The 20,642-nt window shown below is 48.9% G+C and carries 18 protein-coding genes; 12 read left to right on the top strand and 6 right to left on the bottom strand.

The genetic code is table 11. The annotated features are described in order from the left end of the window. Positions 1-82: 82 nt before the first annotated feature. From tviB to IT781_RS18925, 3 genes are all read right to left on the bottom strand, one after another. Complete coding sequence (tviB, locus tag IT781_RS18935) at positions 83-1,360, bottom strand: Vi polysaccharide biosynthesis UDP-N-acetylglucosamine C-6 dehydrogenase TviB (RefSeq protein ID WP_194971742.1); 1,278 nt, start codon at positions 1,358-1,360, stop codon at positions 83-85. A 178-nt stretch (positions 1,361-1,538) separates the two neighbouring features. Then, positions 1,539-2,804 (bottom strand): outer membrane beta-barrel protein, encoded by a 1,266-nt coding sequence (locus IT781_RS18930; RefSeq protein WP_194971741.1) that lies wholly within the window; start codon positions 2,802-2,804, stop codon positions 1,539-1,541. 173 nt (positions 2,805-2,977) lie between these two features. After that, on the bottom strand, positions 2,978-3,373 hold the full coding sequence (locus IT781_RS18925; protein WP_194971740.1) for a hypothetical protein: 396 nt from the start codon (positions 3,371-3,373) through the stop codon (positions 2,978-2,980). A gap of 1,037 nt (positions 3,374-4,410) precedes the next feature. On the opposite strand from IT781_RS18925, the gene IT781_RS18920 reads away from it, so the two are divergent. From IT781_RS18920 to IT781_RS18865, 12 genes are all read left to right on the top strand, one after another. After that, positions 4,411-4,962, top strand: coding sequence for a polysaccharide biosynthesis/export family protein (locus IT781_RS18920; RefSeq protein WP_194971739.1), 552 nt, complete (start codon positions 4,411-4,413; stop codon positions 4,960-4,962). Between the two features lie 97 nt (positions 4,963-5,059). Continuing rightward, complete coding sequence (locus IT781_RS18915; RefSeq protein WP_194971738.1) at positions 5,060-7,297, top strand: polysaccharide biosynthesis tyrosine autokinase; 2,238 nt, start codon at positions 5,060-5,062, stop codon at positions 7,295-7,297. A 125-nt stretch (positions 7,298-7,422) separates the two neighbouring features. After that, on the top strand, positions 7,423-8,109 hold the full coding sequence (locus tag IT781_RS18910; RefSeq protein ID WP_194971737.1) for a hypothetical protein: 687 nt from the start codon (positions 7,423-7,425) through the stop codon (positions 8,107-8,109). Continuing rightward, complete coding sequence (locus IT781_RS18905; protein WP_194971736.1) at positions 8,093-8,893, top strand: metallophosphoesterase family protein; 801 nt, start codon at positions 8,093-8,095, stop codon at positions 8,891-8,893. Before IT781_RS18910 ends, IT781_RS18905 begins: the two co-directional genes overlap by 17 nt. 63 nt (positions 8,894-8,956) lie before the next feature. After that, a complete protein-coding gene (locus IT781_RS18900) occupies positions 8,957-11,245 on the top strand; it encodes a Tex family protein (protein WP_194971735.1) in 2,289 nt (762 codons plus the stop codon). A 57-nt stretch (positions 11,246-11,302) separates the two neighbouring features. Further along, positions 11,303-11,896 carry an exosortase system-associated protein, TIGR04073 family gene (locus tag IT781_RS18895; RefSeq protein ID WP_194971734.1) on the top strand — a complete coding sequence of 198 codons (594 nt, stop codon included), beginning with the start codon at positions 11,303-11,305 and terminating at the stop codon, positions 11,894-11,896. Positions 11,897-12,127: 231 nt separating this feature from the next. Next, on the top strand, positions 12,128-12,277 hold the full coding sequence (locus IT781_RS18890) for a hypothetical protein (RefSeq protein ID WP_194971733.1): 150 nt from the start codon (positions 12,128-12,130) through the stop codon (positions 12,275-12,277). Then, positions 12,277-13,122, top strand: a complete 846-nt coding sequence (locus tag IT781_RS18885; RefSeq protein WP_194971732.1) for a 5-bromo-4-chloroindolyl phosphate hydrolysis family protein — start codon at positions 12,277-12,279, stop codon at positions 13,120-13,122. Before IT781_RS18890 ends, IT781_RS18885 begins: the two co-directional genes overlap by 1 nt. Positions 13,123-13,149: 27 nt before the next feature. Beyond that, positions 13,150-14,301, top strand: coding sequence for a toxic anion resistance protein (locus IT781_RS18880; protein ID WP_194971731.1), 1,152 nt, complete (start codon positions 13,150-13,152; stop codon positions 14,299-14,301). 171 nt (positions 14,302-14,472) lie between these two features. After that, the gene (locus tag IT781_RS18875) at positions 14,473-15,564 is read left to right on the top strand and encodes an SPFH domain-containing protein (protein ID WP_194971730.1); all 1,092 of its coding nucleotides are present in this window, start codon (positions 14,473-14,475) and stop codon (positions 15,562-15,564) included. A gap of 11 nt (positions 15,565-15,575) precedes the next feature. Continuing rightward, positions 15,576-16,751, top strand: a complete 1,176-nt coding sequence (locus IT781_RS18870; RefSeq protein ID WP_194971729.1) for a primosomal protein N' (replication factor Y) - superfamily II helicase — start codon at positions 15,576-15,578, stop codon at positions 16,749-16,751. 359 nt (positions 16,752-17,110) lie between these two features. Continuing rightward, positions 17,111-18,460, top strand: a complete 1,350-nt coding sequence (locus tag IT781_RS18865) for a cytochrome-c peroxidase (protein ID WP_228779273.1) — start codon at positions 17,111-17,113, stop codon at positions 18,458-18,460. A gap of 187 nt (positions 18,461-18,647) precedes the next feature. Here the strand turns inward: IT781_RS18865 and IT781_RS18860 are convergent, their stop codons facing one another. The 3 genes from IT781_RS18860 to IT781_RS18850 all read right to left on the bottom strand — a co-directional run bounded on the left by IT781_RS18860 (position 18,648) and on the right by IT781_RS18850 (position 20,255). Then, positions 18,648-19,010 (bottom strand): roadblock/LC7 domain-containing protein, encoded by a 363-nt coding sequence (locus IT781_RS18860; protein WP_194971728.1) that lies wholly within the window; start codon positions 19,008-19,010, stop codon positions 18,648-18,650. 9 nt (positions 19,011-19,019) lie between these two features. Next, a complete protein-coding gene (locus IT781_RS18855) occupies positions 19,020-19,583 on the bottom strand; it encodes a protoglobin domain-containing protein (protein ID WP_194971727.1) in 564 nt (187 codons plus the stop codon). 420 nt (positions 19,584-20,003) lie between these two features. Continuing rightward, entirely contained in the window at positions 20,004-20,255 is a 252-nt protein-coding gene (locus IT781_RS18850; RefSeq protein ID WP_194971726.1) for a hypothetical protein, read from the bottom strand. Positions 20,256-20,642 lie beyond the last annotated feature (387 nt).

Raw genomic sequence — 20,642 nt, 5'->3', positions numbered from 1 at the left:
CTTCATCGCCCCGTTCCAGTAATTTGATGGCTACGTGATTGCCGATAAAGCCTGCGGTGCCGGTGACTAATACTTTCATCGGTTAGAGCCTGTCATCAGTTTGGTTAGCTGGGAAAAGATATTTAAGATCATATATCACAGAATCCGGCTTGGTGTAACTTTTGATCTGCTCAATGGGCATTTGCCTGAATTGCTCATGTGCAACAGCCAGAATAACTGCGTCATATTTTTGGGCTTCAGGTTTTTCAATCACGGCGATGCCGTATTCATGCATGGCTTCTTCCGGGCTGACCCAAGGATCGTAGACATGGGTATTGACTTCATACTCCTGCAGTTCCTTGATGATATCCACCACTCGGGTATTGCGTAGATCGGGACAGTTTTCCTTAAACGTCAGCCCCATGATCAAAACGTCGGCCTGCTGAATATGGATGCGCTTTTTCAACAGGTTTTTGATGAGCTGTGATACCACATATTCGCCCATACGGTCATTGATGCGCCGTCCTGACAAGATAACTTCAGGATTATAGCCGACGGCCTGAGCTTTGTGAGTGAGGTAGTAAGGATCCACGCCAATGCAGTGCCCGCCTACCAATCCGGGCCTGAACGGCAGGAAATTCCACTTGGTTCCGGCAGCCAGCAAAACTTCTTCAGTATCAATATCCAGACGGTTGAACAGGAGGGCCAGTTCATTGATCAAGGCGATATTGACATCGCGCTGAGTGTTTTCGATGACCTTGGCCGCTTCGGCCACTTTAATGCTGCTGGCTTTATGCGTCCCGGCGGTAATGATGCTTTTATAGAGACTGTCCACATAGTTCGCGATTTGCTCGGTAGACCCTGAAGTCACTTTGAGGATATTGGTGACGCGGTGTTCTTTATCGCCCGGATTGATACGCTCCGGGCTGTAACCGGCATAAAATTGCTCGTTGAATTTCAGGCCTGAATGCTGCTCTAGAAGCGGCACACACACTTCTTCGGTAGCGCCGGGATAAACGGTTGATTCATAAACAACCACGTCACCGGGCTTAAGAATTGATCCAACAGCTTCACTGGCTTTAATCAACGGCGTCAAATCCGGCTGTTTGTGCTCATTGATGGGCGTAGGCACAGTAACAATGTAAACATTGCAGTTTTTAATGTCTTTTAATGAGGCGGTATAGCTTAAAAGCTCTGCCTGGCTAAGTTCTTCACTGCTGACTTCCAGCGTTAAATCCTGACCTGACTGCAATTCCTGTATGCGCTTTTGGTTTATATCAAATCCGATGGTCGGATACTTTTTGCCGAATTCTACAGCAAGCGGCAGTCCTACATAGCCTAATCCAACTATTGCTATTTTTGTTTGTTCTAGTGTTTTCAAAATATATCTCCTAAATATCATGAATAATGAATAAGCTAACCATCTGGCCTGGTTAAACAACACAAGCCGCCTTCCCAAACATTCCAATATGTCCTAGAAAGCTGATATTTTCTGTATCCGAAGGACCATTCTCGATTAAAAGCTACTGTTTTCTTCAGCCTTTTGATTTCAAACTGACTTACAACTGCGCGCCCAATGAAAAATATACGCTGTTAATATCGTAGTCAGCATTGCTCACGTTGACTGTTGATCTGGTTCTAAAGTTGTAGCCGCTTGTAAGGAAGAAATTGCGGTTGAGCAGATATTTTGCCGATATCCCGACATAGTAAGTATCTTCCTGGCGCTCTTGCCCGCCCTTGTAATCATTATAGATGTAGCCGGCACTGGCATTTAGCAATACGTTGCGCAATAATTCATGATCGATACTTACCGTTGATGCAGTACTGAAAAAGCCGGATGAGAGCCCTTGAGTCGTCTCGTTAATGGTTCTATCAATCCGGGCTGAGATCGTGGTCAGCCCCGTCGGCATCCATTTCAGACCAAAACCGCCTGTTATGTCACTGATTGTTTGTAATTGGGCATCATCATATTTTTGGGTTGCATACCCAATATAAGCATCGCCCACTAATTTTCCGGTAAGATCCAGGGCGATACCGACAACTGCTTCGTAGCCATCTGACGAACGCTGAAGGCCATAATCATCAAATTTTTGATCGTAATCGATAAAGTTATAACTGCCTCTGACAAACGCTTCATAGCCCGGCATAATCTCGTAGCCAATACGCCCGGTCGACGTATTTTTCTGACGATCACGGTCATCATTATTAATAAAAGTGCTGTTGCGGCTTATGCTATTTTCATAATCCAGATGTTGAGTATCATTTAGAACATTCAATCGAATGCGATTGATCTTATGCTCATAACCGATCACCCCCCCGGTTGTATTGTACTGAACTGGTTCTAAAGCACTACTGGGCGAGTCGGGTGAACCTCTGTCTTCGTATTGATGGGCATGATAGAACTTTGCCGTAGCAAAGCTATCTTGCAACACATCCAGCCTGCCATTCAAATCGAAAGTATAATTTTCTTTATCCTCGGTATTGTGCGAGGCATAAAGCTGCACATCCGTGCTGACATTGGCTTCTAATGCATGGCGGTTCCAATTGCTTCTTGCATTGACGCCTGGCTGCAAGTGAAAAATAAAATCATCTCGCGTGTTATTTTGCTGAGAATAAATATTGTCCTTGTATTCATTTTGGTTTTCAAAAAAGGGATGGATTATGAAACTGCCGACTCTGATTCCTACCGGACTATAATCTCTATTTGTCCGTTCCTTGACACCCACTCCTCTTTGCACGTCCGCGCCCCATACAGCTGTCGAGCAAATTAAAGCCAACGGCGAAATAACATGCTTAATAATTCTTATTTTTTGATTACTGATCATGCAAAAATCTAACAACAACACTAAGGCGCTTTCTGCGCCTTTGTAAAAAGGGCTTTAGTCACGGCAATCGCGACTAAAGCCCCATCAAAAGACACTCATCATTTTTAAGCCAAAAGACTCTTAATGATGCAATTATCTTTTTAATCACCTAATAAAAACGCCAACTGCTCAGATCAGCTAGGTGATACTGGGTTTTGACCGCCTTTGCTAAGCGCAATTTCAAGCCCGTTTAAAGCATTTGAACCTTCTAATCGAGTGATAAGACCTTTAAGTACAGCGTCCCGAACACTAGCTTTTAATTCCTTAACAGCCTGTGCAGTTTCGCTAGCTGGAACTTCGCCATAGTTATCGATAATGTCCTCAATGGCTTCCTCAATGGCTTCCGATGCTTCTTCCGATGCTTCTTCTGCCTCTTCTGCTACCTCTTCCGCATCATCATCTTTAACATTATCCTGCTCTTTCTCATGGTCTTTTTTCACATGCTCTTTAGCATCATCTTTGCCTTTATCATCCGCATAACCTAAAGGAGCAAATGCAGCCAAAGCCAGCACCAATAATAATTTTTTCATTTAAATATACCTATATTCAGTAAAATCAATAAACAAAATAGCCTAGATAATATGAAATATAGAAAACCACCAATAACATTTAAGATATACTTTATATTAATAAAAATATTATTAATGATAATTTATTCACAATTTCATATATCTAATATGGCAAGTTAATATTAACTTGTTTTTCTGATGTAACCAGCCTTAATAAAATCATAATCATATTAAAAATACATACCTGATTTTACTAGAGACTTAAAACCTGCGAGCAGTATAACGGATGCCATAAAAATAAAGGTGACTCTCATCACAAAGTTTGTAAATTATGAGTTTAAATAAAAGAAAATATAATAAACTTAATTATGATTTCAATAACATGTTAAGTACATCACAAAAAATTGATATGCATTACGGTTCCCGTTTTAATAGTATATAGGACAAATAAAAAATGGGAGTTAGCCAGTAGAATTGCTCGAAACTCATCAAGAATGGCTTCAGCGCCACGTTAAAGACCATACACTTCAAACAGGGCAGGACAGCATTTATTGTCTTGATCTAACAAGCAAAATTGACGGAGCTAAATAGCCCATGCCGATAGAGCGAGCTTGAATCATAACCATCAAGCTGTCCCGCATAAATAAAAACGGAGCCATGGTTGAATGCTATCAGCACTAGATTGACGTTAGCTCAGCCATGCATGACAAGACATTGGCAGAGCGTAATTTGTTTGCGCTGCTTAGGTTTATTAAGCATATTGATGAAGTAAAAATACAAAAACGTTTAATTGACTAATGCTTATTCAGGCGATCAAAAGTACAACATAATTAAAGCCATTGATGAAACCGGCATTGTCTTTTCGGAAAAATAATACATGCTGACTTACTGCCAGGAACTCAGTATAGCCATTTATATATTATTGCAAGACTATGGTTTTTATGGCTTGGAGCCATAAAAAACAATGAATATTTATAATCTGATTTACCCGTATATAGCCGCCTCTCCCGGCATTACGAATCAAAGAATAAAATTAACTTAAATAAAAGGTATTTTAAGTGAAAAAAAATCTTATCTTCATGCATCTATTGAGCATAATTTCCCTTGTTTTTTTTGTTGTATTTAACCTACATGCTGAAGATCAAAAAGATCAACAATATCGTTTGGGCAGCGGCGATAAATTGAAAATCACCGTCTTCAATCATGATGACTTAACCGGCGAATACACAGTTGATGGCGCCGGCAATGTTTCAGTACCGCTCATAGGCACCGTTACTGCAAAAGATCTCAGTCTCCAGGAATTTGAAGAGTTATTAAGATCCAAGCTGAGCCCTGACTATATCCTGAATCCTAAATTCAGCATTCAGATGCTCAATTACAGACCTTTCTATATTTTAGGCGAGGTGGAAAAACCTGACTCCTACCCTTACGTAAGCGGGATGACTTATTTAACGGCTGTCGCTATTGCCGGCGGATTTACCTACCGCGCCAAACAAGACCATGTTTTTGTGATCCATGCGAACGATGCAACGCAAAAAGAAGTACAAGCCAATATGGATATGCCGGTTATGCCAGGCGACATCATCAGAATTGATGAACGGATGTTTTAATGCTCTGCTGAAAGTGTTCCGGCCGCAGTTTTGCAGCAAAGCCACTTCCTAATAAAGCTATTACCTTTAATTTTACAAGCTCTCAAGGACTTACCTCATGCAGCTAAGCAAACCTCCATTTGCGACAATGGACAATAACACTGCGTTTCAAGAAGAAAATCTATCAATAAGCCATATACTGCATGTTTTCTGGCTGCGCCGTCAGCTGTTCATAGCGGTTTTCGTGTCTGTTTTTATTGTCGGAGCCATTGTGTTGTTTCAAATAACTCCGAAATATACGGCCGAAGCCAAGATTCTGGTAGGCGCAGCAAAAGCTCAAGTGGTCGATGTCAAAGCCGTATTAAGCGGCGACATGAGCACTGATGATGCAGTAAAGAGTGAAGTAGAAGTTTTAACGTCAAGAATTCTGGCGAAAAAGGTTATCACTAAACTCAACTTGTTAGAGCGTGCCGAGTTTAATCCGGAACTTAAAGAAAAAAGCTTTTTATCAAATTTAAATCCTGTCAACTGGCTTCCTGATGACTTCAAAGAAGCGCTGGGCATGCATTCCGTGCCATTGACCGAAGAAGAAGCCGAAGAGCGACGCTTGGCAAAAGCGACGGATATTTATCTGGAAAAATTGACGGCGACACCGGTCAGGGGTTCTCAGGTTATTCTCATCACTTTTAAGTCTATCGATCCCAAATTGGCTGCAAAAATAGCCAATACCCATGCCGATATTTATATCGTCGACCAACTGGAAGCCAAATTTGAAGCCACCAAGAAAGCCACGGCCTGGCTTAACGATCAGTTGACTGAGCTACGTGTCAAAGTTGCCGACTCTGAAAAGGCGGTGGAAACTTATCGCAGCACCCATAATTTATCCAGAGGCGCCCAGGGAGAAGGACTGCTTCAAGGACAATTATCCGAGATAAACAGCCAATTGATCATTGCTAAAGCGGCGCGCGCTGAAGCCAGTGCCCGATTGAACCAGGTAGAAAACTTATTGAAAAACGGCGGGGACATTGAGACCGCTCATGAAGTGTTATCCTCTAACTTGATCCAAAGTTTGCGCCAACAGGAAGCCGAACTTAAACGAAAAGTGTCCGAGATGTCCGTTGAATTCGGCCCTAAACACCCGCAAATGATTCGAATTCAGGCCGAAATCGCGGATCTGCAGGCCAACATCCAGACTGAGATAAAAAAAATAGCCGCCGGCCTTAGAAATGAGCTCAATATAGCCAGCAGCCGTGAGCAAAGCCTGCAGAGCAGTTTGAACTCGATTGAATTCAAATCCGGCAGCAGCCAAAAGGATGAAGTCGCACTAAGAGCTTTGGAACGCGAGGCCAACGCCAATCGGATATTATTTGAAACCTTTTTAAACCGCTTCAAAGAAACCTCCACTACGCAAGGCATGGCTGAAGCCGATGCGCGGGTTATTTCAGCAGCCGAAATCCCGCAACAAGCCTCTTCCCCGAAGAAACTCCTGATACTTGTAGTCATCTTTGCCATGGCGGGCGTTATCAGCTCAGCCGTCATTTTCATGCTGGAAATGCTTAATCCGGGCCTAAGGTCTCCGGAAGAGGTCGAATCGCACTTGGGCATGCCCACCATTGGTTTGATCCCTATGATGACTGAACAGGATGCCATTGAGCATATTCTGACAAAACCGCATTCGAGCCTTGCGGAAGCCATCAATTCCTTGCGGGTATCCATAAAATTATCCTCGCCTGATAAAGAGGTTAAATCGGTGATGATCACCTCCTCTGTCCCCTCGGAAGGAAAAAGCACCTTGGCATTATGTCTTGCTCGAGGGGCAGCTCAATCAGGGCAGAGAGTCATCATTATCGATGCCGACTTAAGACGGCCGACAATCGAACAAAAGCTCGGCTTGCTGACTAAATCCAGGGGGCTGACCGATTTGCTTGTATCTGACGGGAAAAATATAGTTGATTTTATGTTTAAAGACGAAAAATCGAATCTCTACATAATGCCCAAAGGTCATGCCGACTATGTCAATTCGACCGAACTTTTCAATTCGAACCGAATGAAAAAATTCATCAGTGTCATGGAGGAAAAATTCGATTTGGTTATTTTTGATATGCCTCCGGTTATGGCCGTTGCCGATGCGCGTATTCTGGCCTCGCTCATGGATAAAACCATCTACGTAGTCAACTGGGATAAGACGCCGCGCAAAGTCATTAAAGCCGGTTTGCAGCAGATGTTCAGCGCCAATGCCAATATTGCCGGCATTGCTTTACAGCAGGTGAACTTAAAACAATATGGCGGTTTTTCTTACAACAATTCCGGGCATTTTTATCATTACGGCAAGTATGGACAGTATTATTCCAACTGATGATCGATAACCCGGCTTTACAAGGATCGACGATAAATTTGAGACAGCTGAACCTGGCGCAGGATAGCTTAACCGCAACCCTATAAAGCCCCTGCAAGCTTATTGATCATTTCCGGCAAATTTCCATGATAAGCTCCAAACATTTTCTTTCATTTTTCATTTTATGCCTCGGCATGGCTTTAGGTTCTGTTGCATGGCCCAGGGTTAAAGCGGCGCTCAACCATATACCGGTTGAAACCGGGATTGACAAGATTGCCCGGCATCGCCCTCTGCCCGAAGCCGAAGCATCCCGACTAATCGAAACGGCAAAGAAAAGCATTGCGCTGTTTGACCATCCTGACTATTGGCAGGACTTAAGTGAACTTTTTCACTATCAGGCCCAAAAACAAGGCTTTTACAGTGACGCCGGCCAGGCCTTACTGAAACAGTCGGCTGACAGCGCCCGCCAATCCTTGCATCTCTCGCCTGCCAATTCAAAGTTATGGTATAAACTGGCAGCTATTGATGTTTTATTGCACGAGCAACCTGATACAATTCAAAAGAAATTATTGATGTCCATCAGGACCGGCCCGCATGAGACGGCTGTTTTGACCCCGCGTCTCCGGCTTTGCTTATCGGTACTGCCTGCATTTGCACAGGCTGATAGGGATGTGTTAAGCAGCCAACTGGTGGATGCCTGGAATCTGTCTCATAAACGATTCATAAAAGCCTTTGACAGTGCGCTATACATGGATACCATTAGCGCTCTGTTAACCAATAGTCATCCACTTGTTCTTAAAGAGATGGTCGCAGAATTTGAAACAACTCATTAATAGATTCTTAAAAACAAAACCCTACCCGACGCCTGCTTTACCCGACAACACCCGCGTTTACTGTATCGGCGATATTCATGGCCGCCATGACCTGCTGGTTAAACTGCTGAGTCAAATCAAACGGGATGCAGCCGGTTTTTCCGGCCGCGTGCTCATGATTTACTTGGGCGACTATATCGACAGAGGCATGCAATCCCGGGAAGTCATCGAGGAATTGTTGCAGAATGTGCAGCCGGGTATTGAATATGTCTATTTGCGCGGCAATCACGAACAGACTATGCTCGATTTCCTGCGTGAAGAATCCGTAGGCCGTTCGTGGTTTACTTATGGTGGCCAAGCGACATTAGCAAGTTATAATGCCTGTGACGCTAAAATACCGACCCAACGAGAAGACTTCATAACCATACAACAGCGGTTGCTAAAAAACCTGCCGCGCTCGCACTTTCAGTTCCTGAATAACACTTTGCTTTCTTATTCATTGGGCTCTTATTTTTTTGTGCATGCCGGTATCAATCCTGACCTTTCATTGTCCCGGCAAAAGCCGGAGAACATGCTATGGATACGCAGTGAATTTGTCAGTGAAAAGAAACCCTATGAAAAAATTATTGTTCATGGCCATACCATAACTGATGAGCCTGAGCTGCTGCCTAATCGTATAGGCATCGACACCGGGGCTTATGCATCGGGCATCCTGACATGTCTGGTATTGCAGGGAGACCAGCAAAGAATCATCCAGACCCAATCTGCAAACAGCCCGCCTCGTTCACTCGCTGCCAAGGCTTAAAATACTTGCAGTGCCACATACTGCTACAATCCTTCTTTTTTAAACCGAACAAAATTTTAAAAAATGGACGTAATCCAACGTATAGCCGAAGAATTATCCGTCAACAGCCGACAAGTCAGCGCTGCCGTAGCATTACTAGATGAAGGCGCGACCGTGCCGTTTATCGCCCGGTACCGTAAGGAAGCGACCGGCGGCCTCGATGACAGCCAGCTAAGATTGCTGGAAGAACGTTTGACTTATCTGCGCGAGCTGAACGAACGCCGCAAAAGCATACTGGAAAGCATCAGCTCCCAGGGCAAGCTGACGCCGGAACTGGAAAAAGCCATTCGTGAGGCCGATACCAAAACCCTGCTCGAAGATTTGTACCTGCCCTATAAGCCCAAACGACGCACGAAAGCGCAGATTGCGCGTGAAGCGGGGCTCGAACCTTTGGCCGATGCTTTGCTTGATGACCGCAGCCTGATTCCGGAACAGATCGCGGCCGGCTATATCGATGCCGACAAAGGCGTGCCGGACATCGTCGCCGCGCTCGAAGGCGCACGTCAGATCATCATGGAGCGCATTTCCGAAGATGCCGAGCTGCTGGCCGAACTGCGCGAACGCACCTGGCAGAAAGGCATCCTGCATGCCACCGTCGTCAAGGACAAAGAACAGGAAGCGGCCAAATTCCAGGACTATTTCGATTACCAGGAAGCTATCAACAAGATCCCTTCGCATCGCGCGCTGGCATTGTTCCGCGGCCGCAATGAAGACCTGCTGAACATTGCGCTCAAACCCGGCGCCGAAGAAAAAGAAGAACATGACCTGTGCGCGCAGCTGGTGGCGCGCCATCTGCATATTACCAACGCCGCCAGGCCGGCGGATGCCTGGCTAGCCGAAACGGCCCGTCTGGCCTGGAAGGTCAAACTGTTCACGCGCATCGACCTGGATTTGAAACTGCGGCTGCGCGAAGCGGCCGAACTCGAGGCCATCCGCGTCTTCGCGAGCAACTTAAGAGACTTGCTGCTGGCCGCACCGGCCGGCCCGAAAGCCACGATGGGCCTGGACCCGGGCATCCGCACCGGCGTCAAAGTCGCCATCGTCGATCCGACCGGCAAACTGCTGGCAACCGACACGATCTATCCCCACGCGCCGCGCAATCAATGGGATGCGTCGATAGCAACGCTGGCCCGGCTAATTGCACAGTACCAAGTCGATCTGGTCAGCATCGGCAACGGCACCGGCTCGCGCGAAACTGACCAGCTCGTCGCCGACGTGATCAAACGGCACAGCGAGCTTAAATTCACCAAGCTGACCGTATCGGAAGCCGGCGCCTCGGTTTACTCGGCCTCGGAGCTGGCCGCCAAGGAATTCCCCGAACTCGACGTATCCCTGCGCGGTGCCGTATCGATTGCCCGGCGCCTGCAGGACCCACTGGCCGAACTGGTCAAGATCGACCCGAAATCGATCGGCGTCGGCCAGTATCAGCATGACGTCAATCAGGTGCAACTGGCGCGCAGTCTCGATGCCGTCGTCGAGGATTGCGTGAACGCAGTCGGCGTCGACGTCAACACCGCATCGGTGGCCTTGCTGAAGCAGGTCTCGGGGCTGTCGGCCAGCGTCAGCGAAAATATCGTCGCGTTCCGCAATGAGCACGGCCCGTTCCGCAACCGCGAGCAACTCAAGAAAGTGCCGCGGCTCGGCGACAAGGCCTATGAACAGGCGGCGGGCTTTTTGCGCGTCATGAACGGCGACAATCCGCTCGATGCCTCGGCGGTGCACCCCGAAGCCTATCCGGTCGTCGAAGCGATTATCGAAAGCACCGGCAAATCGATACGCGACCTGATCGGCCAGAGCAGTTTCCTGCGCACGCTGAACCCGGCCAATTACACCGATGAACACTTCGGTCTGCCTACCGTGACCGATATCCTGCAGGAACTCGAAAAGCCGGGCCGCGACCCGCGCCCTGAGTTCAAAAGCGTGCAGTTCAAAGAGGGCGTCGAGAAAATCACCGACCTCAAGCCGGGCATGACGCTGGATGGCGTGGTCACCAATGTCGCCAACTTCGGCGCGTTCGTCGACATCGGCGTGCATCAGGATGGCCTGGTGCATATTTCGCATTTGTCGGACACATTTATCAAAGACCCTCGGGACGCGGTAAAAACCGGCGATATGGTCAAAGTCAAAGTGCTGGAAGTCGATGTCGAGCGCAAGCGCATATCGCTGACCATGAAAAAAGAACCGACGGAAGCCACGCCCAGGCCCGAACGATCTTCTGCAAAAACAGATAAAAAGCCCAGGCAGAAAGGCCCTGAACCTCAAAAGACCCAAGGTTCGATGGCTAATGCTTTTGCGAAGGCGTTCAAAAAATAATTTAAAAAAGCTCTGCTATACTTGAGTAAGTTATTAAACCAATGCGCAGGACTTGACATGACTAGAATCGACCGCTTTTTTGCCCCACTATTATTAACAGGTCTGCTGACGGCCTATACCCCTCTAACCCAGGCCGACATGCAGCAACAAGGTTATGGTGATACGTCTTATACAGCCGCTCCGCTGATTGACAAATCGCAACAGCCGACGACCTACGGTGGCAAAGTCGGCAGAAAAGCGTCGTCCGCGTTTGCCAACCTGACGACGGGCTGGCTGGAAATTCCCAAGAATATGATCAATACGACCAATCAGAGCAATGTCTTCTATGGCATAGTCGGCGGACTCTTCAAAGGCGTGGTCAACATGGCCGGGCGTCTGGGCGTCGGCGTTGCCGATCTGATCACGATTCCGATTCCTACCAAACCGATCGCTTATCCGGTCTATATCTGGGAAGATTTTGATGTCGATACCAGTTACGGCGACGTGTTCCGCCTGGATACGACTGAAGCGCCTCCTGCCAAGCCCATCGCCGTTGCAGAGCCTGCAGCGCCGGTTGTCGCGCCGCCCAGCGCACCGGCTCCTGCTTATGAATACAACCAAGAGACCAACAAAACATTGGACAACTATTTCAAAAAGGAAATGATGAAATAATCCGTATTTCGTCAATCCCATTAAATGAGCCCGGTCGGATCATCCTGCCGGGCTTTTTCATTTAAGCAGGTGTGTCGCGCTCAACATTGAAAATCTGGAAATCGGCCCCAGTATAGTTGGAAACTCAGGGTGCTTAACCCTGTCACAGAAACAGTCCATACGTTGTTTTACAGATGTCATGACTGTAGTGGATAATGAAGATCAAATTAACATTAATGGGAGTTGAGGTCGATGCCCATAGTATTACGCAGACTGCTCGGTTTTATCGTATTGGTTGCCACGATAGGTCTGGCAACCTGCCATTCTCTGGTAAAGGCCGAGCCTTTAACTTCCAGCGCTCCTGCTGAAGCCTCTTTGACCAGCCGCACGCAGGCCCGGTAATGGATCAATTCAGAAAACCCAAACGGTTTGTCGCCGACACGCTGCACCGTTATTCCCCGCGCGGATTGCTGCTCTATTTTCTGCCGATGGCGCTGATTCCGGCGACATTTATCGCGCTGGGCAAAGGCCATCTGCTGGGCGTTATTGTCAACGCTGTCGGTTTTGCGCTTTATATGCTGGCCGCCTGGTACTTGCGCAAAGGTCTGCAGGCCGAGCATGTTTATGAAAAAAGCCGCATCGCCCGCCCGCCCAAGCCGCTGAAAATGACGGCGGCCATCATAGCGGCATTGACCACCGGCATGATTGCCTGGCTCGGTGCAGGACGCCCGCTACCGATAGCGCTCCTGTTTGCCGGCGGCGCCTTTCTGGGCATGTATCTGAGCTACGGCTTCGACCCACGCAAAGAGAAAAACATAGTCGCCGCGCATGGCTATTCCCGGGATGAAATCCTGCAGACGCTCGAGGATTCGTCGCGCATCATCCGTGGCATAGAACAGGCCAACGACCGCATTCGTAATACCGAACTCAACCGGCGCATCGAACGCATCTGCGAAATTGCCGACAGCATTCTGGCCGAAATCGAGGCCGATCCGCGCGATATCCGCCGCGCGCGCAAATTCCTCAACGTCTACCTGGACGGCGCCCGACAGGTGACTGAAGGTTATGCCAAGACCCATCAGCAAACCCAATCCGAAGAGCTGGAACAGAACTTCCGCAATGTGCTGGAAACGATCGAATCGGCATTTCAGGAGCAGCATCAAAAGTTATTGGAAGAGGATGTTTTTGATCTGGATGTAAAAATTGAAGTTTTGGCCACACAGCTCAAACGAGAAGGCATCCTTTAACGCCATCACACCCTAGAGGATTTAATCATGACTGAACAGCAGGCATCCACCACAACTCAAGCGACCGGCACGGCCGACAGCTCCGCAGCCCGGGAGATTGTCCCTGGCGTAAAAGCTGAAATGGTCCCGCTTGCCGAGGCGCCGGTGGAGAAGCAGCAGCAGATCCAGAAGCTGCTGAGCGAAATCGACATCAGCAATACCCAATCGATCATTTTTTTCGGCAGCAAGGCGCAAGAGCAACTGACCACGATTTCCGACCGCATGCTGGACGGTGTCAAGAACAAGGAAATAGGCCCTGCCGGCAATGACCTGAACGAAATGGTGGCGACGATACGCGGTTTCGAGATCGACGATCTCGACCCGAACAAGAAACAGGGCTTTTTCGACCGGCTGATGGGCAAGGCCAAACCGGTCGTCAAATTTCTGCAGCAATACGAAGAAGTGCGCAAGCAGATCGATACCATCTCCGACAAGCTGGAGCGGCACAAGACCAATCTGCTGACCGACATCGTCTCACTGGACAAGCTCTACCAAGCCAACCTCGACTATTTTCATACGCTTGAAGACTATATCGCCGCCGGCGAAGAGAAGCTGCGCCAACTGGACGAAGTCATCATTCCGGAGCAGGCCAGGAAAGCCGAAACCACGGCCGAAGTCCTCGCCGCGCAGAACCTGCGCGACCTGCGCGCAGCCCGCGATGATCTGGAGCGGCGCGTGCACGACCTGCGCTTGACCCGGCAGGTCTCAATGCAAAGCCTGCCCAGCATCCGTCTCGTGCAGGAAAACGACAAGGGTCTGGTCAACAAGATCAATTCGACCATCGTCAACACCGTGCCGCTGTGGCGTCAGCAACTGGCGACGGCCGTGACCGTTTACCGCTCCTCACAGGCGGCCGAGACGGTCAAGGCTGCGACCGATCTGACCAACGAACTGCTGGCCGCAAACGCCGAAGCCCTAAAACAGGCCAATGCCGAAACCCGCAAGCAACTGGAGCGCGGCGTGTTCGACATCGAAACGGTTAAGAAAGCCAACGAAACCCTGATCGCGACGATAGAGGAAAGCCTGCAGATCGCCGACCAGGGCAAAAAGATGCGCAGCGAAGCGGTCGTGCAACTGGAGCAATGCGAAACCGAACTGCGCAAAACATTGGCGTCGGCGCATGCCAGGGCGGCCGGTTAATTAGAGGTTTTACCACGAAGAGCATGAAGATTTATGTCGTTTCCTGTAGGCTGGGTTGGCAAACCCGGCATAGGCGGCTTCGAAATGCTGGGTTTGCCAACCCAGCCTACCTCTCTTCATATCTTTGCGGTTCTTATATGAATTCATTTTTTCTAAAACAGGAGCAACGCAGTGGGCATTCTGGATAAGCTATTCGGCGAGTTTGTCGATGTCATTGAATGGACGGACGATTCCAGCGACACGATGGTCTACCGGTTCGAGCGCTACGGCCACGAAATCAAATACGGCGCCATGCTGACGGTCCGTGAATCGCAGACGGCGGTGCTGGTCAGCGAAGGCCGCGTGGCCGATTTTTACGAGCCGGGGCTCTATCAGCTCGAAACGCGCAACATGCCGATCCTGACTACGCTGGAAAGCTGGCCGCACGGTTTCTCCAGCCCGTTCAAGGCGGAAGTGTATTTCTTCAATATGCGCCGCTTTACCGACCTGAAGTGGGGCACCAAAAATCCGGTCATGCTGCGCGACAAGGAATTCGGGCCGCTGCGGCTTCGGGCTTTTGGCACCTATTCTGTCAGAATCAAGGAACCGCTCACGTTCATCAAAGAAATCGTCGGCACCGGCGGGCATTTCCAGACCGGCGACATCAGCGATCAGCTGCGCAACCTGATCGTCTCGCGTTTTGCCAATATTATCGGCGAATCGGGCATCCCGATCCTGGACCTGGCCGCCAATTACGACGAATTAGGCAATTACATTACCCAAATGATTAGCCAGGAATTCTCCGCCTACGGGCTGGAAGTCCTGCAGCTGCTGGTCGAAAACATCTCGCTGCCGCCGGAAGTGGAAGCGGCCATGGACAAACGCACCAGCATGGGCATTATCGGCGACCTGAGCCGCTACACGCATTATCAGGCCGCCGAAGCGATGACCGCGGCGGCCCAGAATCCGTCCGGCTCAGCCAACGAAGGCATCGGCATGGGCATGGGGTTTGCCGTGGCCAATCAAATGAACAAGGCCTTCTCGCAGCAGTCGCCGGCAACCCCGCCGCCCTTGCCCGGCTCGGTCGTTTATTACGCCGCCATAGACGGGCATCAACAGGGACCTTTCGAGCGCTCTGTGCTTGAGCAGAAAATCAACAGCGGCGAGATCAACCGTTCCACCCTGATCTGGCATGCCGGCCTCGCGGAATGGACGCCTGCCGAGCAGGTGCCTGAGCTGGCCGGCGCCTTTGCGATGGTGCCGCCGCCACTGCCTAAATCATAATCAGTTCATCAGTGCTAAAAACTAAAACCTCATCCCGACAAACGCTGGGGCGCTTTCCGTGCGCGCAATGCGGAGCCGTGCTCAAATACGCCCCTGGCACGACGCATTTGGTCTGCGATTACTGCGGCTTTGAAAATCATATTGAATACCGCGCCGGCGTCATTGAGGAGTACGACCTGCAGGAAGCCCTAAGACGGCTGTCGGAACCTCGCACGGAGGCGGCCAAGCCGCAGGTTCATTGTAATGAATGCGGCGCCAGTTTCCAGTTTGAGTCCAACATTCACGCCGGCGAATGCCCTTTCTGCGGCTCGCCGATCGTTACCGCCACCACACAAAGCAAGCCCATACAGCCGAAATCGCTGCTGCCTTTCCGCATTGATGAATCCGAAGCGCGCCAGCGATTCCGGCGCTGGATCGACGGCTTGTGGTTTGCACCCAACGCCGTCAAGAAATATGCGCGCAGCGAGTCCAAACTAACCGGCGTCTACCTGCCTTACTGGACGTTTGACAGTGATACGGAGACGGATTACGTCGGCGAACGCGGCGATGTCTATTATGTTGAAGAGCAGGTTCAAGTAACGCGCAATAACGAAGTCGTTACGGAAACCAGGCGCGTGCCGAAAATTCACTGGACGCCGGTCAGCGGCCATGTGAGCCGGTTTTTCGATGACGTGCTGATCGGCGCCAGCAAGTCAATGCCGCGCAAGATTCTGGACGCCTTGCAACCCTGGGACCTGGAGCAATTGATCCCTTATGACGAAAACTATCTGAGCGGTTTCCGCAGCGAGTTTTATCAGGTCGATCTGAACGAGGGCTTCGACCATGCCAAGCAGGTCATGGACAATGTTATCTACCGCGACATCGCCTATGACATCGGCGGCGACCATCAACGGATTCATCAGGTCCGAACGCGTCACAGCGCCACGACCTACAAGCATTGCCTGCTGCCAGTCTGGTCCGCCGCGTTCCGTTACCGGAACAAATCCTACCGGTTCGTCATCAATGGCCGCACCGGCGAAGTTCAGGGCGAGCGCCCCTACAGCTGGTGGAAAATCGGCTTTGCGGTGCTGGCCGCATTGTTGCTGGCAGCCGGAGCTTACTATTATCTGGAAAGCACGGGCGCTTTAAAGCACAGCCAGAGCGGCACTTATTACAGCGCGCCTTATTACCACAGCGACCATTATTAAATACACGTGCAACAGCTTATAGTTTTGGCGGTATAAGGTTATTAATCAATAAATCTGACCCTGTTTAAAAGCTCCATTCATTTTTAAAGCCAGGCTATAGATTAGAAAATCCAACGAAAAAAACAGTGAAATCCCCTATTACGGATAAGGCATTTAACCTGTTTTATTAATATTCCCCCCGCATATTTCAATATTGCATTTGTTTTATACCGTTTTATTTATTATGGTATAGAGTTTGCTTAATCTAGTAATGCGAATTATGCATTACTAAACTAATCAAATTCATCAGTCTATTCGGTTATGTAATGTATCCCTCGCGCATTCATGGCAGTTCTATTAACAATAACGGATAGATTACGATGATACATTTTGCTTTATCTTCCCGATTAAAACTGAAGACCATGGTTTCCGCCGTTTCGCTCGTGCTATCGGCCTTGACTCCGTCTTTAACTTTTGCCGTCCCCGCCAATGACACCGACTTTCCGGCCAGGAACGCGGCCAAAGAGCAATTGGGCAAATTTCTGTTTTACGACAAGATTTTGTCAGGCAACAAAAATACCTCGTGCGCCACATGCCATCATCCCCTGGCCGCTACCGGAGACGGTCTGTCGTTAGGCGTGGGCGAAGGCGGCAAAGGGTTGGGCATCATGCGTGACACAGGAACCGGCAGTGACGCCATACACGAACGCGTGCCCCGCAATGCACCATTCGTGTTTAACCTGGGCGCGAGTGAATTTGTCCGCATATTCCATGATGGGCGCGTTGAACAAGACAGCACTGCGCCAAGCGGCTTCAGAACGCCGGCAGGCGGTGCATTCCTGCTGGGCGTGGACAATGCGCTTTCTGCACAGGCGGCTTTTCCTCCTACCTCCAATACGGAAATGGCCGGACAAGCCGGTGAAAATGAAGTGGCGGATGCGGCCGCCGCCGGCAATTTGCCTCTAGTGTGGCATCTTTTGACTCAGCGGGTCATGGCCATTGAGGAGTACCGCACTCTTTTTGCCCAGGCTTATCCTGGCCTGAAAGTCCCTGAGCAGGTGACCTATTCTCATATTGCCAATGCCATCGGCGCTTTCGAAGCCGCCGCGTACAGAGCCGATAACAGCCCTTACGACTACTATATGCTGGGGCAAACGGCCGCAATGAGCAAAAACGCCGTGGAAGGCATGAAAATTTTCAATAAGGCGGGATGCGCCAGCTGTCATTCAGGAAAATTCCAAACGGATCATGCCTTTCATGCACTGGGCATGCCGCAAATTGGTCCCGGGAAAGGCGATGGCCTTGAAGGGCATGATGATTATGGCAGGGAGCAGGTTACAGGCGATGCCAATGACCGGTATAAATTCAGAACCCCTAGCCTTCGCAACGTAGCGCTGACCGGCCCATGGGGGCATGACGGGGCTTACAATACTCTGGAAGCCGTGGTCAGACACCATCTGAACCCGGAGCAAAGCCTTGAGGACTATGACGTCTCCCAAGCCGTTCTGCCGTCCCGCTCGGATCTGGATGAACAGGACTTTATTGTTCATAACGACGCAACAAGCCGCTTCAACCTGGCGAACAGCATAGAAATCAATCCGGTTGCGCTTACAGATGCACAAGTCAAGCTGCTGCTGGATTATTTACATGCCCTGACCGACCCTAGCAGCCTGGATCTCAGATCTACCGCGCCCAAAAAAGTGCCTAGCGGCCTTTCTCTGGCAGACTAAACCGCTGCTTCAATCAGCGCTTCGGTTTCTTTTCAAGGCTAATCCCTATCAAAGCGCCGTAGAATGGATTTTCGCATCAATCCAATCTACGGCTTCCCGATACATTGAATCCGTGCCTCTACATTACAGACCCGGCTATTTCTTATGCTTATAGCAGGTGTTGGATTTTTGGGTCACTTAAAGGCAATCAGAGCAATTCAGCGATACTGCCGGCGGCTCTTTTGACATCCAGGAAAATCAATCCCAGCTTGGCATTGGGCTTGGCCATTACGGTCAGCACCGCTTCCTTGCCGGCATAAGTCATCAACACATAACCGGAATCGCCTTTGATCAGCACCTGCTCCAATTCTCCACGGACCAGTTCCTGTGCGGTACGGTCGCCCAACGACAGCATCGCGGCGCTCATGGCGCCGACCCGGTCTTCATCCATTGAATTCGGCAGTACCGAAGCCATCATCAGACCGTCGGTCGAAATGACGCCTGCCGCCTCAATATCCGCAGAAGTGCCGCTCAAATCCGACAATACCGAAACTAACATATCTGAACGCATTGAAATCTCCTATTTATCTTTGTAAGCGTTAGCCAGGTTGGTAAACAATACACGGCTCATTCCGGAAATCTTGAGAAATTTTTCCAGTTCCTCGGCCAGACTGGCGGCCTGATACGACTGTTGCATCACCAAAAGCGACATGCCGGTCACGGCATTGATCGCAACCAGTATCTGAGCGCAGTATTCCTTATCATGACCGTAGGTTTCCACAATCAGGCCGATCAGGCGTTGATTGATCAAGGTCATGGCGCCCGCCATAAACTCAACCGGCAAATTGACTCTGACATGCACATCGCCCACTTTGTACATGTGTTCGGTATAGGTTTTATCGAAAGGCCCGCTAAATAACCCTTCCATCCAGAGAGTATGGGTTTTCTTCAATGATTCAACCCGCCCTCCGAGAAAAGTGGATGCTTGCGGAATGGTGAGCAGGTGTTGATAAAAATCTTCGGTAATTCCGGCCAGTTTGGGTTTGATCTGTTCGCCCACCTTGATCAACAAGGCTTCTCGTTCAGGCGTTAATTCGCTGAATGATTTGGCATAGTGCGTTAATTTGTCAAAATCATGTGACATGTTACCTACCTAATATGAACTTCTAATTTTTATAATTTTTAGCCATTCAACGTCATACTAAACAGCTATTGAAACAAGGGCATTTCTCGTTAACCCTTGTTATGGAGTATATACCAAGTATTTTAGTCAGGAATAAGAATGGGCTGTTATTTATCGTTTTTGTGAACTGAATCACAAAAATAACCGATACGGTTTTTAGGGATGTAGAAATCTGAACCTGGCCTGGCAGGTTCTTTGATAAGGTTAAATTTGAGCTTGGATCGTGAATAATAAGACTGATTGTCTTGGTTGTGCCACTCAGAGACATTCAAGAATTTCAGCTAAATGGCGGCTGCAATACAGAAAGCTGTCGTTGAACGTGCGAGGTAAGAGGCGCGCGTTAGCGCGTCCTACATGAACGATGGGTTATATTTGTGATGGTTATTCATACTCGCCTAGATATAGACCACTGTCGCCCCATCCAACGATTTCGCCGTTTTTCATGACAACTGTGGTTAAGTGACTATTCCATTCATTGTCAAACTGTAGATGGCCATAATTGTTGGGGTAGCTTTCTTGATCGTCTTCAGAAATTAGTAGGTATTTAAGTGTGCTTTTTGCTAAAGCATCCGTGCCATTGAATACACCGAATTCTTCATGATTGACTTCAACTTCATCTTTACCATCAGGCACATCAAAGCCGTAACTAGAAGCTTCACAATTAAGCTTGCAATCTTCCCATAAAAATTTTTAATTTTTTCAATGTGCTGGTGAGAAATTGTTAGAAAATCGTTAACGATCTGGAAGCTTCTGTCGGCGATAGTGCGGTCATTATTCGTGAGGATATAAACGTCTACATTTTTTTCAAACATTGGTGAGAAGCATTCAAATTTAGCTTCCTTTGAATCTCGCCATGTCACTAATTTGAGAATTTCTTCTTTTATCACTTTCTGCTCTTTAAAATATAACGTAATACATACGGCATTTTGTCGAAAATCCAAAGTGGTTATATCTTCCATGATAACCAGCTCGTAGGATAATGGTATGGACTCCTCCTCTTCCCTGCGGCATCACGATGTG

It is taken from the genome of Methylobacter sp. BlB1 (genome assembly GCF_015476545.1).
Classification (GTDB): domain Bacteria; phylum Pseudomonadota; class Gammaproteobacteria; order Methylococcales; family Methylomonadaceae; genus Methylobacter.
Note: the sequence above shows the minus strand (reverse complement) of the source record. Positions and strands in the feature narration are given on the sequence as shown.

Excerpts from the sequence above, each read along its gene's own strand:
- IT781_RS18880 (WP_194971731.1), top strand. The coding sequence starts at position 13,150 with ATGACTGAACAGCAGGCATCCACCACAACTCAAGCGACCGGCACGGCC.
- IT781_RS18865 (WP_228779273.1), top strand. The coding sequence starts at position 17,111 with ATGATACATTTTGCTTTATCTTCCCGATTAAAACTGAAGACCATGGTT.
- IT781_RS18890 (WP_194971733.1), top strand. The coding sequence starts at position 12,128 with ATGCCCATAGTATTACGCAGACTGCTCGGTTTTATCGTATTGGTTGCC.
- IT781_RS18900 (WP_194971735.1), top strand. The coding sequence starts at position 8,957 with ATGGACGTAATCCAACGTATAGCCGAAGAATTATCCGTCAACAGCCGA.
- IT781_RS18895 (WP_194971734.1), top strand. The coding sequence starts at position 11,303 with ATGACTAGAATCGACCGCTTTTTTGCCCCACTATTATTAACAGGTCTG.
- IT781_RS18925 (WP_194971740.1), bottom strand. The coding sequence starts at position 3,373 with ATGAAAAAATTATTATTGGTGCTGGCTTTGGCTGCATTTGCTCCTTTA.
- IT781_RS18930 (WP_194971741.1), bottom strand. The coding sequence starts at position 2,804 with ATGATCAGTAATCAAAAAATAAGAATTATTAAGCATGTTATTTCGCCG.
- IT781_RS18855 (WP_194971727.1), bottom strand. The coding sequence starts at position 19,583 with ATGTCACATGATTTTGACAAATTAACGCACTATGCCAAATCATTCAGC.
- IT781_RS18910 (WP_194971737.1), top strand. The coding sequence starts at position 7,423 with ATGATAAGCTCCAAACATTTTCTTTCATTTTTCATTTTATGCCTCGGC.
- IT781_RS18915 (WP_194971738.1), top strand. The coding sequence starts at position 5,060 with ATGCAGCTAAGCAAACCTCCATTTGCGACAATGGACAATAACACTGCG.
- IT781_RS18885 (WP_194971732.1), top strand. The coding sequence starts at position 12,277 with ATGGATCAATTCAGAAAACCCAAACGGTTTGTCGCCGACACGCTGCAC.
- IT781_RS18860 (WP_194971728.1), bottom strand. The coding sequence starts at position 19,010 with ATGCGTTCAGATATGTTAGTTTCGGTATTGTCGGATTTGAGCGGCACT.